A 14,961-nucleotide genomic window follows, 5' to 3' on the forward strand; every position below is an offset into this window, starting at 1 on the left:
GGCTGGGCATCCGCTCGCTGTCGTCGTGGCGGGGGCGCTACCTCATCATGGCGGGGGCCACCGCCTCCGAGGCGAAGTCGCGCCTGTTCACCTGGAAGGGCGGAGACGACGCGCCGGTGCCGGTGACGTCGGTGGACCTGTCCGGCGTGAACCCGGAGGCGTTCTTCACGCCCGACACGTCGGAGGACATCCTGCTGCTCAGCGACGACGGCACCGTGCAGGTGGACGGCGTGGAGTGCAAGCGCCAGAAGGATCCGGCGCTCAAGCGCTTCCGCGGCGTGTGGACGGCGTTGCCGGAAAACCCCTGAGCGCCGGAAGGCGCGCGGACGTCAGCGCTCCATGAACCCAGACGCCGGGACAATCTGCACGGCGTCCGGACGCACCGGCAGCTTCTGCTGGATGATGAGTTCATCCAGCTTGAGCAGCTCCGGCGGCTTGGGCGACGCGTAGGTGATGGGCGAAGGCGCGCCGGACTTCAGCTTCTCCGCCAGCCCCTGCGCATCCTCCGTGACGTACACGAGCGCCAGCTTCTCCGGCGCCAGCTGCCGTTTGACGGCGGCCTGCACGGACTCCGGCGTCATCGTTGTCAGCGCGGAGCGGTAGGCGTTCAGGAAGTCAGGCGTGCCGTAGTAGAGCGAGTCGATGGCGAAGCCCAGCCGCCGCTGGTCGGTCTGCTCCCACAGGCGCGTGTAGCCCTGGAGGAAGCCGCGCACCAGGTTGAAGCGATCCGGGGTGAGGGGCTCCTTCGACATGCGCTCCAGGAAGAACACCGCGCTGCGCGTGGCGAACACGCCGTTGGCGGGCACCACGGGGCGCAGCCAGATGGACACGTCCTGCTGGGTGCGCACCAGGTTGGTGCGGTTGAAGGTGCCGTTGCCCCGGTCCTCGATGAAGTGCTCGGCGTAGGCGTAGTCGCCGTAGTTGAGGCCGCGCTGCTCGCGAAGCTCGTTGAAGAGCACGCCGATGAACTGGCGGTGCTCGCCCAGGTTCGACAGCGCGAAGGCCACCGGGAAGAAGTCCGGGTCACCCCGGCGCATCGGCGTGACGAAGCCCATGCTCACGGCGGTGGAGAGCGTGGGCTTCTGGAGGATGAGCGTGCGCCCCGCGGAGGACTTCACGGTGGGCAGCTCCACCCGGGGCGCGCCCTTGGCGGGCAGCGCGCTCAGGCGCGACGTCATGGTCTGCTGGAGGTTCGCGTCCACCGGGCCCGCGAGCCCAATCACGAGCCGGTCCTGCGTGAAGACGCGGCGCGCGTGCGCCTTCACGTCCTCCAGCGTGAGGGACTGGAGCCCCTGCACGGTGCCGCCGGTGTAGTGGGCGTACGGGTGCCCCGCGTAGATGAGCGCGTCCAGGCCCACCTTGCCGAGCGTCTCGTCGTCTTCACTGCGCAGGCCGTTGCGCACGGCATTGAGCGCGTTGGCGCGCAGGCGCTCGAACTCCGCGGGGTCGAAGCGGGGCTGGAGCAGCGTGTCCGTGAAGAGCAGCAGGAACGCGGGCAGGAAGTCCTGGTGGACGCGGCCGGAGAGGGTGGTCATCTCCTTGTCGGTGAAGACCTTGAGCTCGGCGGCCATGGGGTAGAGCGCTTCCAGCAGCTGCGCGGCGGTGAGCCGCTGCGTGCCGCCCTCCGCCATCAGCTTCGCGGTGAGGGCGGTGAGGCCCTCCTTGCCCTTCGGGTCGTCGATGGAGCCCGTGTGGAAGACGAGCCGCAGGCTGACGATGGGCGTGTCCGCACGGGCCTGCACCACGAGGTGCATCGGCGGCGGCTCATTCAGCGGCACCGCGGGCACGGAGCCCGGTTCGGGAGGCGGCGTGGGAGTCGGAGTCGGGGGCGGTTCCTCGGGAGGCTTGTGGTGGGCGCAGCCGGCGAGTGACAGCGCGGCGGCCAGGACGAGCGACACGATGGCGCGGGTCTTCATCACGGCGTCCCTCCGGCGGCGACGGCCTTGGGGGTGAGGGTGAGGACGGTGAGGTTCTTGTCCTCGAGGTACTTCCTCGCGAACAGGGTGATCTGCTGGGGTGTCACGCTGCCCAGCTGCTTCAGATAGCTGGCGAGCGCGTCGGGGCGGCCCATCACGCCCGCGTAGAGGGCCAGGTCGATGGCCACGTCGCGCGGCGTCTCCAGGTCCATCAGCAGGCCATAGCGCAGGTGGTCCTGGATGGCCTTCAAGCGCACGCCGTCCACCGGGGCGCCGGCCACGGCCGTCACCTCGCGGCGCAGCACGGCGTCCACGTCGGCGCGGAACTTCTCGTCCTGCAACGTGGCGTCGATGGGGAACAGGTACGGGTCGCGGTGCGGCGTCGTGTAGACGTTCAGCGACTCGACGTACTGCTTCTCCAGCACCAGTTCCTTGTACGCGGGGCTGGTGTCGCCCACGAGGTACTCGGCGAGGATGGTCTGGATGGCGGCGTCGGCCGTGTCCGCGCGGGCGGCGGGCGTGTGCCATGCGAGCACGTGGCGCGGCTGCGTGGGCTGCGGCCAGTCCACGTGGACGGTGCGCTGACTCGTCTGCGGGGGCTCGGTGGGGATGATGACGCTGGTGGGCTGGCGCTGCCATCCGCCGTAGGCCTTGGTCACCTGCGAGACGACCTGCGCGTCGTTGAAGTCACCCACGATGAAGAGGGTGGTGTTGGCGGGCGTGTACCAGCGCTCGAAGAACGAGCGGCTGTACGCGTACGCCTTGGGCATCGCCTGGATGTCCTCGTAGAAGCCGAGCGTGGTGTGCTGGTACGTGTGGCGGGTGAAGGCCGTCTTCGCCAGGGCCTCCTCCAGCTTGAGGTCCGGGCCCGCGGCGTTCTTGTGGTACTCGCCCAGGACGGCGAGCGCCTCCGTCTGGAAGGCCGGCTCGGAGTACTCCAGGTTCTGGAAGCGGTCGGCCTCCAGCGCGATGAGTTTCTCCAGGCCGGCGGTGGGGCCGTACACCTGGTACACGGTGAGGTCGTCGGTGGTGAACGCGTTGTCGTCGAAGCCGAAGCCGCCGAGGATTCGCTCGCGCTGGCCCTCCGGGTTCGCCTTGGTCCCCTTGAACATCATGTGTTCGAAGAAGTGGGCGAAGCCGGTGCGGCCGGGCTCCACCTCGTTGCGCGAACCCACGCGCACGGCGGTGACGTACGCGACGATGCCGGGAGAGTTGAACGGCACGCGCACCACGGTGAGCCCGTTGGGCAGGCGCGTGGTGTTCAGCGTGTAGGGGAAGAAGCGGGAGGCGTCTGGAGGCTGCTGCGCGGACGCCGGCAGCGCCGGCATCATCAGGAGCAGCAGCAGGAGGGGCAACAAGCGGCGCATGCGCGGACCCTTTCGGTGCTGGGAACGCGCGGGACGTTACGCCGGAGGTAGGGCGGGGGTGGGTGGCTTTCTGTCGGCGCATGTCACCTGTGCGCCAGAGCCACGCCTCACAGGGTGATGACGATCTTCCCGAAGTGGCCGCCGGACTCCATGTACTGGAGCGCTTCGCGAGCCTGGGCGAAGGGGAAGACGCGGTCGATGACGGGCCGGGTCTGTTCCTGGGACATGGCCTTGAGCATGTCCTCGAACATCTCGCGGCTGCCCACGTAGGTGCTGACGACACGCAGGTGTTTGGCGCTGGTGGCGGTGGTGTCCGGCTTGCCGGGGGCGCCGGTGAGCAGGCCGATGAGCGCGATGTGGCCGCCCTCCTTGGTGGCCGCGATGGAGCGGGGCAGCGTGCCCGCGCCACCGACCTCCAGCACATGGTCCACGCCCTGGTTGCCGGTGAGGGTGAGCACGGCCTCCTCCCAGTCCGGAGTCTGGCGGTAGTTGATGAGCCCCTGCGCGCCCAGCTGCTTCGCGCGCTGGAGCTTGTCGTCCTGGCTGGATGTGATGAGGACGCGGGCACCAAGGATGCGGGCGAACTGGAGGGCGAAGATGGACACGCCGCCGGTGCCCTGCGCGAGCACGGTCTGACCGCGCTTGAGGCCGCCCTGGGGGACGAGCGCGTTCCAGGCGGTGACGGCGGCGCAGGGGAGGGTGGCGCCCTCCTCATAGGAGAGCCAGTCCGGGAGGAGCACCAGCCCTTCGGCGTCCACGCAGACGTATTCAGCGAGGACGCCGGGGACGCCGCCACCGAGCGCGTGGGCGACCTTCTCCGGGGTGCGTTCGCCGTCGGTCCAGACCTGGAAGAAGGTGGGGGCGACGCGGTCGCCGACCTTCACGCGGGTGACGCCGGATCCCACGGCGACGACCTGGCCGGCGCCGTCGGAGCAGGGGATGAGGGGGAGCTTGAGGCCGGGGTAGGTGCCGCGGGCGATGATGAGGTCGCGGTAGTTGAGGGAGACAGCGTGGATGCGGACGAGCGCCTGGCCGGGGCCCGGTTGGGGCTGGGGCGCGTCCACGAGGGTCCAACTGGAGGAGCCGGTGGGGGTGTGGAGCTCGTACGCCTGCATGGGGGGACTCCGGAAGGAAGGGGCTGCCTGTGGGGCAGGCAGGGGAGGGAATGTCGCAGGAGTGACCGCCGTGCCTTCAGGAGGATTGACGGAGGGCGTTCAGCGGTTAATGTAGGACGGGTGCGGAGCAGCTGGGGCCGCATGACGTACATCGAACCGGGGGCGACCTGGCTTCGACGGGGGCAATGACGTTCGAGACGCGTGCCGAGCTTGTTGGGTGCTCGTAAAACTGCCGACAACATCACAAAAGCCAACGACAACGTTGAGCTCGCGCTGGCTGCCTAATTAGCAGTCTTTAGTGCGCGGTCCCCCTGCTCTCGGTCCGTGGGGTGGGGATGGGCCGTCATAATGCGGACTGGTCGCCAAGGGTGCCTGGGCCCGAGGTGACGAGATCTTTCCAGGACCGGCATCAGGTATCCCGTCCGTGGGAGCCCTGGTGACGTAGCAAATCGCGGACTACGCACGTAGGGTCGAAGAGCCGACGGCTTTCGGACGAGGGTTCGATTCCCTCCGCCTCCACAGTGAAAGAGCCTGGCAATCCAGTACGGGTTGCCAGGCTTTTTCTTTGGCTGCGTTTCCGCATGGGCCCTCAGCGGTGAGCGTCAATGTAGTTGTCGCGTGAAAGGGTTCAGCCGATGCGCTTTAGTTCCTGCACTTCCTGTGAGGGGTTGAGGCGCACGCGGACTGGATCATCGACCTGGGGCCAGGCGCAGGCCACGCCGGCGGGCGGATCGTGTTCGAAGGCACCCCGGCCCAGCTGGTCGCGAAGCCTTCAACCCTGACCGGCAAGCACCTCGCGGCGTACGTTGGCTGACCGGTGTCGCGGGCCCGTGGGCTCCGCGTGGGGTACCGGGCAGCGGCCCCCTCCTCTGCCTGGCAGGGATGGCATGGCGTCCCTCGCACCGAAGCACGCGCTGCCGGCCGCGGCATGCCTTCGCGGCCCTGCGTGCCGAGACGACGGGACAGCCTGTGCTCTCCCGCTCGAAGGCGATGCCGTACTTGCAGGTGCGGATCCCCACCCCGAGCTTGAAGTGCACGAGCAAAGGGAGACGGGCGATGGAGATCAAACCCCAGGCCATGGCGATACCCAGGTCGACGGACCACCTCGAGAAGGGAAAGTACGGTCCCATCTTCCCGAAGACCCCCGCCTGTTATGGCTTCACGATCGTCGCCAACGTCAAGCCGGGGCGCGCCGATACGCTGCGCGGCTACGGCCAGAGTCTGGCCGAAGCGCTCAAGGGCGCCCCTGACCTTCTCGCACCGCTCAAGCTCCACTACCTCCGCTGGGTGCTCTTCGATGACGACACCCGGTTCATGTATCAGGGCATCTTCGATACCGACTTCGACAAATACACCGAGGACGCGGTCGTTCTCTTCACGAAGTCAGGCATCAATACCGCCTTCGAGAACCTCGAGGGGTTTCCCCTGGACTGGAAGACCAACGCGCCTGCGTTCGTCAAGTTCCTCCGGGACCATCAGTGCACCAGCTTTCTCGAATACGGCGAGTATCCGTACTTCACGAGCGATGAGATCAAGAAGGCCCTGAAGCTCAAGGCCTCGTTCACCGAGATGCTCGAGCAGATGCAGTAGGGACCTGTCATGAGCGAGCCATCCGGGCGGACCTACAACCAGAACCACGCGCCGAGGAAATACTCGAGGAGCCATCGGCGGGTCAGCGTCTACACGTCCTGGAGCTACCCCGGAGAAGCCAATCGCAACCCCGCCGAGATGGACAATCGGTTCTCGACGATGACCGAGGTCCGCCGGGTGCTCTGGCCCAACTATGAGTCCCCGCAGTGGGCGGATCCGCGGAGGTTCCAGCAGGGAATCGCGGGCTCCCTGGAGCTCTTCTTCTGGGCGTGGGTGAAGTTCCAGCAGGTCATCGAAGAGGTCACCGGGCACAAGGTGCCCATGTTCCAGCGGGTCGACCAGGCGGGCTTCCCCCTGCCGCTCGACGAGCGGGTCCTCGCGGATGCGGACACGCTGCTCGTCTTCGGGCTGGACCACGATGTCACCGAACAGGTGGCCGCCCCGGAGGAGATAGAAGCGGTCCGCGCATTCCTCGAGCGCGAAGGCACCTGTCTGGTGATGGGCCCGCACCACGACGTCGGGCACTCACCGGACCTGGACGAGCGCGCCCTGGAATACGCCCACCACGGCGACGCGCTGGTGCCGCGTCAGCAACGCTTCGGCGGCTATACGCGCTCATTGATGAAAGGGCTGGGAATCCCCGTGGAGAATCGCTGGGGTCTCCGTCCCGCCGTCGTTGAAGGAACGAACCGGAGCGTCCCGCTGACGGTGATGTCGGACCTGGACACGCGCGGCTGGCTTACCGGGGTCCAGAACTTCAACTTCCACATGCACCTGCCGCACTACGCGGTCACCCAGGAGGATTCCCGTTCGGCTCGCGTCCTGGCGAAGCAGCCCATCGACCGGACCCGGCCCCATCCGTTCACGAACGCGGGAAACACCGAGTTCAATGCGCTGGTGTGGATGCCGCCGGGCGACGGCAGGGCCGGCGATGTACTGGTGGCTGATTCCACCATCTTCAGCACCTTGTTCGGGGCGGACGAGAGCCTCGTGCGCTTCTGGAAGAACCTCGCCACGGCCCATTGAGATGCTCGAACTGGACGACATCCAGAGCGGAGTGCTGCGGCCCCGGCCGTCTCCGTACGTCGCGACCTACATCCTCTTGCGCATCGACGAACGGAGCGCGGGACGGGAGTTGATGAGGCGGCTCGGCTCGGTGGTGACCACGGCCGGCCATCCGAGCAGCCCGATGAGTGACGGCGGGCTCGGCGTCGCGCTCACGTATCACGGGCTTGAGGCGCTGGGTGTACCGCAGGACTCCCTGGACAGCTTCGCGTGGGAGTTCCGGCAGGGCATGGCCGCCCGGGCGAAGGCCCTGTACGACGACGGTGAGAGCAGCCCCGAACACTGGGAACCTCCGCTGGGAACGAGCGAGGTTCACGTCGTGTTGACAGCGCTTTCGCCGGATCAGGCCCGGCTCGAAGCCGCGCTGGACCGCGCGCACACGGCTCTGCGGGAGCTTGGCGGCATCCAGGCCATCTGGCGTCAGGATTGCCACGCACTGAGCACGGGCAAGGAGCCGTTCGGGTTCAGGGACGGCATCAGCCATCCGGCCGTCGAGGGGAGCGGCATTCCAGGGAGCAATCCCCATGAGGCGCCGCTCAGGTCGGGCGAATTCGTCCTCGGCTACCCTGATGAGACGGGCGGCGTACCTCCGATGCCCCGGCCTGACGTCCTGGGGCGCAATGGAACGTACGTCGCCTTCCGCAAGCTTCATCAGCGGGTGGCCGCGTTCAGGCAGTACCTGAAGAACGCCGCGAACAGCCCGGAGGACGAGGAGGTCCTGGCAGCGAAGATGATGGGGAGGTGGCGGAGCGGCGCGCCGCTGGCGCTGTGCCCCTACCATAACGCTCCCGGCCTGGGCGCCGATGCGTCGCGCAACAATGACTTCCACTATTCAGATGACCCGACCGGATACAAGACGCCTCGCGGGTCGCACATCCGGCGAACGAACCCCCGCGACGCGTCTGTCGCTGGCGTGGTCAGGCTCCATCGGATGATCCGGCGCGGAACCGCCTACGGCCCCGAGCTGCCCGACGGAGTCCTCGAGGACGATGGCGCCGAGCGAGGGTTGATGTTCGCCTTCATCGGCGCGCACCTCGGACGGCAGTTCGAGTTCGTGCAAGCGGAGTGGGCCAACGGCGGTGACTTCCTGGGGCTGGGCGACGCGAAGGACCCCGTCGCTGGCGCGCACGACGGAGCGGGCGCCTTCTCCTTCCCGAACCGGCCCATCCCCAGGCGTCTGCAGGGCCTTCCGCGGTTCGTGGTCACGCGCGGAGGCGAGTACTGCTTCATGCCCGGGCTGCGCGCGCTGCGGTGGCTGGCGGAGCTCCGGACATGAATGGTTCAGCGCCCATGGACGTCGTGGTCATCGGTGCCGGACCCGCGGGACTGCTCGCGGCGCTCCGCGCTGGCGACCTGGGCGCCCGGACCGCCCTGGTCACCCGCGACGCGTTCGGCGGCATGGCGGCCCACGACGGACCGGTTCCGGTGAGGACGCTGGCGCAGGCGGCGCGGTTGCTCCGCGACGCCCGGCAACTGGGGCGCTATGGCATCGCGGTGACAGAGCCCGTGCTGGACTACGAGCGGCTGCTCAAGCGCGTGCGCGAAGTGGCCGGCGACGTTCGCACTCACGCGGCCCTGCGTGAGCAGATCGCCGCGGCGGGGGTCACCGTGCACGAGCACGTCGGCGCCGCGCGCTTCGTGGACCCGCACACCCTCGAAACCCAGCGCGGGCTCCGGTTTCGAGCGGAGAAGTTCATCCTCTGCACCGGTGGCGTGAGCCGGCGCCTCCCCATCCCGGGATTCGAGCTCACGAAGACCCACAGCGATGCGTGGAGCCTGACCACCGTTCCGCCGTCGATGGTGGTCGTCGGCAGTGGCGCCACGGGAGTCCAGGTGGCGTCGGTCTTCGCCGCGTTCGGCACACAGGTTCAGCTCTTCGAGGCGGGAGCACGCATCCTGCCGACCGAGGACGAAGACGTGTCCGCCGCCGTCGCGGAGTCCTTCCGTCAGGCCGGTATTGTGGTGCGCGAGGCCTTCGGCACGATTGAACGCTTCGAAACGATGCCAGGGGGCGTGCGGATGGTCTTCTCCAGGGACGGCGTGCGAGACAGCGCCGAGGCCGCGCTCGTCGTCGTCGCCGTGGGCTGGAGGGCTGACACCTCCGCGCTCAACCTCGCGGCCGCGGGCGTCGAGACCGACTCGCGGGGTTTCGTACGCGTCGATGCCCAGCTGCGCACCTCCGTGCCGCACATCTTCGCCGCCGGAGACGTGACAGGGCGCCGGATGCTGGTCCCCCAGGCGTTGCAGGACGGGTTCGTCGCGGGCTCCAACGCGGCACGAGCACCGATGATCTCCGTCACGGACGAGGTGTGTCCGATTGGCAGCTTCACCGATCCCGAGTACGCGCAGGCGGGCCTGACCGAAGCGAAGGCACGTCAAGCGCACGACGTCGTGGTGGCGGTGGTCCGCTTCGACTCGACGACGCGGACCCTCATCGATGGTCGAACGACCGGGTTCTGCAAGCTCATCGTCGACCGCGCCACGCGGAAGCTCCTCGGCTGCCACGTGGTGGGTGAGCGGGCGGTCGATCTGGTCCAGACCGCGGCGATCGCCATCGCCGCGGGGATGCGGGTGGAGGAACTGGCTCGAGTTCCGCTCTCGTTCCCCACCTATACCGGCGTCCTGGGTCGTGCGGCGGCCATCGCCGCCCGCCAGCTCCAGGTCGACGTGGACCGGGCTCGCCTCGCGGAGCTGCTTTGACTCAGCGTGGCCGTTCGGCCAGCACGAACGGGCGCAGCCGCTGCTGCAGGGAGTGCGCCTGGTATGTCTGCAGCGCGTCCTCGGGCCCTTGCGCGGGCAGGGCCCCTCTTTTCTCCAGCAGGCGTAGCACCCGGTGACGCGCCACCCGCAGCAGTCGCTCCACCTCTGCTTGCGTGGGCGGAGGCAACGGCTCGAAGCGCACGCCGCCCTCCCGCGGCACGAAGACGCCGTCCGGCACCAGCGAGTGGAAATGAGGAGTCACCTGCAAGGCGGAGCCGAAGAACTGGATGAACGACACGGCCCCGACCTGCCCACCACGTAGGCCATGCCGTCGTGGCCTTCCGGCGCTGCAGGGCGAACACCGCGCGCAGGAAGAGGGTGAGGACGTCCGAGAGTAGCCCCACGTCCTTGAGCAGCACCCACCGCACCCGATGCGGAAAGGACAGCGTCCACTGCCGGTAGGGAGCCCGTCACCCGCGGCTACACCCGGGCCATGGATGAGGCCGGTGCGGAGGCGGGGCTCGCGAGGTTCGAGGCCGCTCCTGCCTGATCAGAGCTGCCCCTACTCCATCGCATGACCCACCAGATCATGGTGGGAATCCAACTCCACTCGAAGTGGGGGATTCTCCGATGAAAACCAGTGAGGAGTCCTTGCTCCGCCTGGGCTGGCCTCTTGCTTTGCGGCTGGAGCATGGTGGGCGGTGTGGCCGCGGAGGCTCCCGTGCATGGCATTACGGGTTCAACGAGCCCTGCGCGCGAATGGCCTCTCACCTCTGGTCTTGGGAGCCTTCATGGCCAGGGGCCTTGGGCGGGCCCGGTTCCGGCACCTGCTCTGGACTTCTCCAGTCCTGTTGCAATTCGCTTCCTGGTGAAGCTGCAAATCCTGGCGATAGCGTTCACAAGGCAAACACTTGTTGCTCCATTGGTTTGCTTTGCTCTACCTTTCAATGCGTCGCCACCGGCCCGGGCGACGTCAGTTCCTGGGAGTGCGAATCATTGTCCGCCCCCAGCGGCTGTCAGCGGAATCGCCTTGTCCCCGGATACCCGGTCCGCTCGGCAGCACCCACCCTTGAATGGAGATGAATCCGTGCGCGTTGTCTCGTTTCTCGCAATATTTCCTCGTTGGCTCGCTCTGGGGCTGAGTCTCTTTGGTGCTCAGGCCCTCGCGGGCTACGCGCCCATCCCGGACGGTTACGTTCTCCTCAGCACGGACACGACAAACCGATACGTGGTGGCGGGTGGCGCGCGGTTCTTCATCCCTCCCGCGCAGTGGAGCAATTATTCCTCCGCCAGCACGGTGGTGCTGTCCCAGGCCACCATCGATTCCTATGCGGAGATTCCCCAGGAGGGCACGCTGCTCCGCCAGATTGGCTTCTCTGCGATTTATGTCGTGGTGGGAGAGATGTTCTGGTGGATTCCGAGTCCCACGGAGTTGGACTACTGGGATGACTGGAGGACCGTCAACAACATCCCGAACGCCGGCTGGAGTGATACGTTCTTCAACTACTCCTACAAGGTCCTGGTCCAGGAGCGCACGGGGAGCCAAGTCTATCTCTGGATCGCGGGCGCCAAGTACCCCATCACCAATGCGTCGGACCTCGCCTACTACGGGGGCGCGTCCAGCGTGAAGATCGTCCCCTTGGGAACGCTTGCCAACAACACGCACGAGCCCTGGTGCGGCGCTCTCTTGCGCGAGCGCTCGAGCAGCACCGTGTATAGTCTGGGGTATATCAACTCCTCTCTCCCCGGTATGTATCGGTCGCCCGTGGCCGCCACCGCGCACGGTGAGGTTCCGGATGGCGCGCTGAGCTCCATCCCGGTGTTCACCCCCGGCGGATTCCTCAGCTGCATCTGGTAGCGACAAGCTCCCAGCGGGGGGCGGTCACCGACAGGAAGCTGGATGCGCCCGGGGCAGGCTTCCCCGGGCGCATCCCTGGAATGTTTCCTGCTTCGACCGCGAGAGGCTCAGCGCCTGGGACTCCATCTCCGGATCCGCGGTGAAGAACAGCGTACGGGTGGCTGGTTCATGAGGCCGTTGCCGAACGCGAGCGCCCAGAGGCCGTGATAGGGGGTAACTGCCCGAGGGGTCGATTCCCTCCGCCTCCACAGTGAAGGAGCCTGGCAATCCAGTACGGGTTGTCAGGCTTTTTCTTTGGGCCGAGCTCGGGGGCTGTCGGACGAGTTGGCCTCGCGCATGGCGCTGGACCCGGGGTTTCGCCACTTTTGCGCAGAGGGCTCCCTACGGGAACCACATGGCCCTGGGGGATAGCCACGAGAGTTCATTGCCGTAATGCATGCCTTCCACGGCGAACTGATAATTTCTTTCCCAGGTGATCATTGGCGCGCCGAGGACCAGTGTGACGGCCTCATTGAGGACGTCGGGACCTGTCCTGAACATCGTGAAATTCTTCGCCGTGAGAAACACCGGCATCTCCTCCGTCCACTTGTCGTGGTTTCCGCGCATCGTCTGGGTGATGAGCTGGAGGTCCTTGTCGGAGAGGTACAACGACAGGTAGTTCGCCATCGCCTCCACGTACGCATGGATGACCTTGGCCAGCTTGGGAGAATTCGGACGGGCGGCCATGCCCGCGTTGACGGGATGCCCGTTCTGCCACCGCAGAAGCGCGAAGCCGTGCTCGTTCAGCGGGAAGGAGATGTTCCTCTTCTTCCAATCCCGGGCCATGGGCATGTCCATGTCCAGGTAGAGGCCCCCGTACAGGTAGACAACCACCAGGCGCAGCACATCCGAAGCAGCCGCGGACGCGACAAAGCACTCGGCGCCCTCCATGCGGGGCCTGAGCCCGATTTCCTTCTCATAGGCATCGGTCCACATCGCCTGACAGGCCGCGGCCAGCGCCACGCTGGCATCGAACACCTTGCATCGGGACTTGCCGAAGAACTGCGACTTGATGGCGTCCCAGCCGCGAACACGTGAGTCCGCCCAGACATACACCTGGAGGCCGGGGTCGAATGCGCTGATCCAGGTGTCCAGGGCCTTCATCCGGGCCTCGGGCAGCGCGCTCCCGAACCAGATGATGTGAAGCCGCGGCTGCTCGTCGCAGGTCAGCCGGCAGAGCGCCTGGGAGAAGGCCTCGCGTGAGACCTCGTTCTCGCGCATGGCCTGGAGGGTGGGGTGCGGGACCACGTCCTGGGCGTTGACCCAGACATGCTGGTTCGTGGTGCCACCCACGCGCACCTTCAGCGTAGGCGCATCCGACGGGCTGGCGAGCTGGCCGAAGAGCTTTCCACGCCCCTTCACTTCCACATGCATTGCATCCCTGAGAGGAAGGTTCGCGGGCTTCGTGAGCTCCCGGGCCGAGATCATCTCGACGGGCGGCAGGCTGGTGGACGTGGAGGACACCTGCCTCGGGGCGGTGCTCTTCTTTTCGACGACCCCTGAGGGCGTGGGTTTCTTCTTGAGGTAGGGCGTCTTGGGGGCTTCGAACTTGGGCGCGGTTGGAGCCTTCAGCGCTTCGCGGCAGGTGGCGCACAGACCATCATCTGTATCCTGCTGTTGCATGAATAACGGACACGGCCTGGGCGGTTCGTTGTATCGCTTGTTGAAGCACTTGCCCCTGATGCCCATGTTCACACCCCCGGCGTTTTCCTAGGAGGAGGGTGAGTATAGCGAAAGCTGTCCGTAGCGCTCCAGCCGACCTTCCGGTGCCCGCGGTGGTGCTGGTGCGCCAGAAGGGAATGAAGGAGCCGTGGTGTCTGGCCCCCAGCCTGGGGGCTGTCAGCGCACGCCAGGTGGTGGACCTCTATGCCCGACGCTTCTCGTGCGAGGAGACATTCCGGGACGTCAAGGACTTGAGATTCGGGATGGGACTGTCCTCGGTGCGTGTGAAGAGTCCCGAGCGCAGAGGCAGGCTGCTGCTGGTGAGTGCCTTGGCCCAGGTGCTGCTGACGCTGCTGGGCGCCGCTGGGGAGAGTCTGGGGATGGAAAAGGGCTTGAAGGCCAACACAGCCAAGACGCGCACCTACTCGCTCTTCCGGCAGGGCTGCATGTATTACCAAGCCATTCCCATGATGAAGGAGGAACGATTGCGGCCTCTCGTCGAGCGCTTCGCCGAACTCCTCCATTGTCACCCTGTCTTCAAAGAAGCGCTTGGCTTCATATGAGGGGATGGCTCAGGACTGGATGGGCGCCGCGCGGCCGCGGCTGCACCAGGCGGTGAACCACGTCACGCTGCTGATGGGGGAGCGCACCTCTCGGCAGATGCAGCATGCCGCCAACGTGGTGGCCAAGGACGCAAGCCCTGGCCACCCTTGAGCCTCATCCCTTGCCGTGGCAGATCAAAAGGCCCAGGCTTGGCCGTTGTACGTGTACGTGCCCGATTCTCCACACTCATCACGGGCGAAGGCAAAGCATGCCGCGATGCTGCCGGCGTAGGCGGACGTTCGATAGCCCGCGCGAGGGCCGACGTCACACCAGACGTGGCAGGTGTTGTCGGGTGGGAGGCCTGCCGCGAGAACCTTTGCGCTCTCGTCCTGGCGGGAGGGGGCAGCTCCCGCCAGCTCGCACTTCGCCTCGCATGCTTCGAATGCGGCAAAACATTCGTTTATGCCGCCCCCTTTTCGATAACAAATCCTCAGCTTTTCGCTGCACGCATCGTAGCAGTCGGCGGACGCTGATTGAGCTGAAGCACTATCCGCTCGCCCATCGCTGGCTTCTGCCGTTCCCTCTGCTTCAGGGCCGCCGCAGCCGAGTATCAGCCCCACAGTCATCAGCCCGGCAATGATTGCCACTCGCATCCGTTTCTCCTGGTTTGAGGGTTGGTGCTGCCTCGCCAGGATGGCGCTGCCATTCGCGGTGAGCCAATGGGCACCCCTTCTCCGGGGAACACGTCGCAGTCCCCGGAGTCCACCGTGCCCATCATCACCTCGCAGCGCGCCGCCTTCCTCGCCCTCGTCCTCGCCCAGATGCATTCGCCCTACCGGTGGGGCGCAAAGGGGCAGCGCGTGCCAGCGGATGGCCCGCGCCTCTTCGACTGCTCCGGACTCGTGACGTGGGCGCTCAACCAGGTGGGCGGCCCGGACTGGCGGGCCACGCACAACACGGACCGCCTCTGGGACATCTGCGCGCCCGTGGCGACGGAGGCGGAGCTGCTGCCAGGCGACCTCGTGCTGTACGGGCGCGCGGGCCACACGACGCTTCAGGGGCGCCCGGTGACGCGTGACGACCCGAACCACGTCATGGTGTAAGTC

Annotated in this window: 13 protein-coding genes, 1 other RNA gene and 1 pseudogene; 10 read left to right on the forward strand and 5 right to left on the reverse strand. The window is 66.9% G+C overall.

All coding sequences use genetic code 11. The annotated features are described in order from the left end of the window. A pseudogene (locus tag D7Y11_RS08135) lies at positions 1 to 308 on the forward strand (DUF3616 domain-containing protein); the annotation flags it as partial. 21 nt (positions 309 to 329) lie between these two features. Here D7Y11_RS08135 and D7Y11_RS08140 read toward each other — a convergent pair. The 3 genes from D7Y11_RS08140 to D7Y11_RS08150 form a co-directional block, all read right to left on the reverse strand. Next, the gene (locus D7Y11_RS08140) at positions 330 to 1,916 is read right to left on the reverse strand and encodes a pitrilysin family protein (protein WP_126933419.1); all 1,587 of its coding nucleotides are present in this window, start codon (positions 1,914 to 1,916) and stop codon (positions 330 to 332) included. Next, positions 1,916 to 3,283 carry a pitrilysin family protein gene (locus D7Y11_RS08145; protein WP_126933400.1) on the reverse strand — a complete coding sequence of 456 codons (1,368 nt, stop codon included), beginning with the start codon at positions 3,281 to 3,283 and terminating at the stop codon, positions 1,916 to 1,918. Before D7Y11_RS08145 ends, D7Y11_RS08140 begins: the two co-directional genes overlap by 1 nt. A gap of 107 nt (positions 3,284 to 3,390) precedes the next feature. Next, positions 3,391 to 4,398 (reverse strand): NAD(P)-dependent alcohol dehydrogenase, encoded by a 1,008-nt coding sequence (locus D7Y11_RS08150; RefSeq protein WP_126933401.1) that lies wholly within the window; start codon positions 4,396 to 4,398, stop codon positions 3,391 to 3,393. A 158-nt stretch (positions 4,399 to 4,556) separates the two neighbouring features. On the opposite strand from D7Y11_RS08150, the gene ssrA reads away from it, so the two are divergent. The 5 genes from ssrA (at position 4,557) to D7Y11_RS08175 (ending at position 9,753) form a co-directional block, all read left to right on the forward strand. After that, positions 4,557 to 4,920: a transfer-messenger RNA gene (ssrA, locus tag D7Y11_RS08155) on the forward strand. Between the two features lie 534 nt (positions 4,921 to 5,454). Continuing rightward, positions 5,455 to 5,988, forward strand: a complete 534-nt coding sequence (locus D7Y11_RS08160; RefSeq protein WP_120579509.1) for a hypothetical protein — start codon at positions 5,455 to 5,457, stop codon at positions 5,986 to 5,988. 9 nt (positions 5,989 to 5,997) lie between these two features. Further along, positions 5,998 to 7,014: a hypothetical protein gene (locus D7Y11_RS08165; RefSeq protein ID WP_199733909.1), complete on the forward strand. Its 1,017-nt coding sequence runs from the start codon at positions 5,998 to 6,000 to the stop codon at positions 7,012 to 7,014. A 1-nt stretch (position 7,015) separates the two neighbouring features. Continuing rightward, positions 7,016 to 8,329 carry a Dyp-type peroxidase gene (locus D7Y11_RS08170; protein ID WP_120579507.1) on the forward strand — a complete coding sequence of 438 codons (1,314 nt, stop codon included), beginning with the start codon at positions 7,016 to 7,018 and terminating at the stop codon, positions 8,327 to 8,329. Then, the gene (locus D7Y11_RS08175) at positions 8,326 to 9,753 is read left to right on the forward strand and encodes an NAD(P)/FAD-dependent oxidoreductase (RefSeq protein WP_121753737.1); all 1,428 of its coding nucleotides are present in this window, start codon (positions 8,326 to 8,328) and stop codon (positions 9,751 to 9,753) included. Before D7Y11_RS08170 ends, D7Y11_RS08175 begins: the two co-directional genes overlap by 4 nt. A gap of 1 nt (position 9,754) precedes the next feature. Here D7Y11_RS08175 and D7Y11_RS44165 read toward each other — a convergent pair whose 3' ends face one another. Continuing rightward, positions 9,755 to 10,051: a transposase gene (locus D7Y11_RS44165; RefSeq protein WP_233607232.1), complete on the reverse strand. Its 297-nt coding sequence runs from the start codon at positions 10,049 to 10,051 to the stop codon at positions 9,755 to 9,757. Between the two features lie 930 nt (positions 10,052 to 10,981). Between D7Y11_RS44165 and D7Y11_RS08185 the strand changes: the two genes are divergently transcribed. After that, complete coding sequence (locus D7Y11_RS08185; protein ID WP_233604826.1) at positions 10,982 to 11,611, forward strand: hypothetical protein; 630 nt, start codon at positions 10,982 to 10,984, stop codon at positions 11,609 to 11,611. Between the two features lie 381 nt (positions 11,612 to 11,992). Here D7Y11_RS08185 and D7Y11_RS08190 read toward each other — a convergent pair whose 3' ends face one another. Beyond that, entirely contained in the window at positions 11,993 to 13,273 is a 1,281-nt protein-coding gene (locus D7Y11_RS08190; RefSeq protein WP_158641904.1) for a TcdA/TcdB catalytic glycosyltransferase domain-containing protein, read from the reverse strand. A gap of 152 nt (positions 13,274 to 13,425) precedes the next feature. Between D7Y11_RS08190 and D7Y11_RS08195 the strand changes: the two genes are divergently transcribed. The 3 genes from D7Y11_RS08195 to D7Y11_RS44170 all read left to right on the forward strand — a co-directional run bounded on the left by D7Y11_RS08195 (position 13,426) and on the right by D7Y11_RS44170 (position 14,958). Continuing rightward, positions 13,426 to 13,875 (forward strand): hypothetical protein, encoded by a 450-nt coding sequence (locus D7Y11_RS08195; RefSeq protein ID WP_233607233.1) that lies wholly within the window; start codon positions 13,426 to 13,428, stop codon positions 13,873 to 13,875. Between the two features lie 4 nt (positions 13,876 to 13,879). Then, positions 13,880 to 14,026 carry a hypothetical protein gene (locus tag D7Y11_RS43210; protein WP_158641905.1) on the forward strand — a complete coding sequence of 49 codons (147 nt, stop codon included), beginning with the start codon at positions 13,880 to 13,882 and terminating at the stop codon, positions 14,024 to 14,026. Positions 14,027 to 14,574: 548 nt separating this feature from the next. After that, positions 14,575 to 14,958 carry an NlpC/P60 family protein gene (locus tag D7Y11_RS44170; protein ID WP_233597304.1) on the forward strand — a complete coding sequence of 128 codons (384 nt, stop codon included), beginning with the start codon at positions 14,575 to 14,577 and terminating at the stop codon, positions 14,956 to 14,958. Positions 14,959 to 14,961 lie beyond the last annotated feature (3 nt).

It is taken from the genome of Corallococcus sp. AB018, from assembly GCF_003986945.1.
Lineage (GTDB): Bacteria > Myxococcota > Myxococcia > Myxococcales > Myxococcaceae > Corallococcus > Corallococcus exiguus.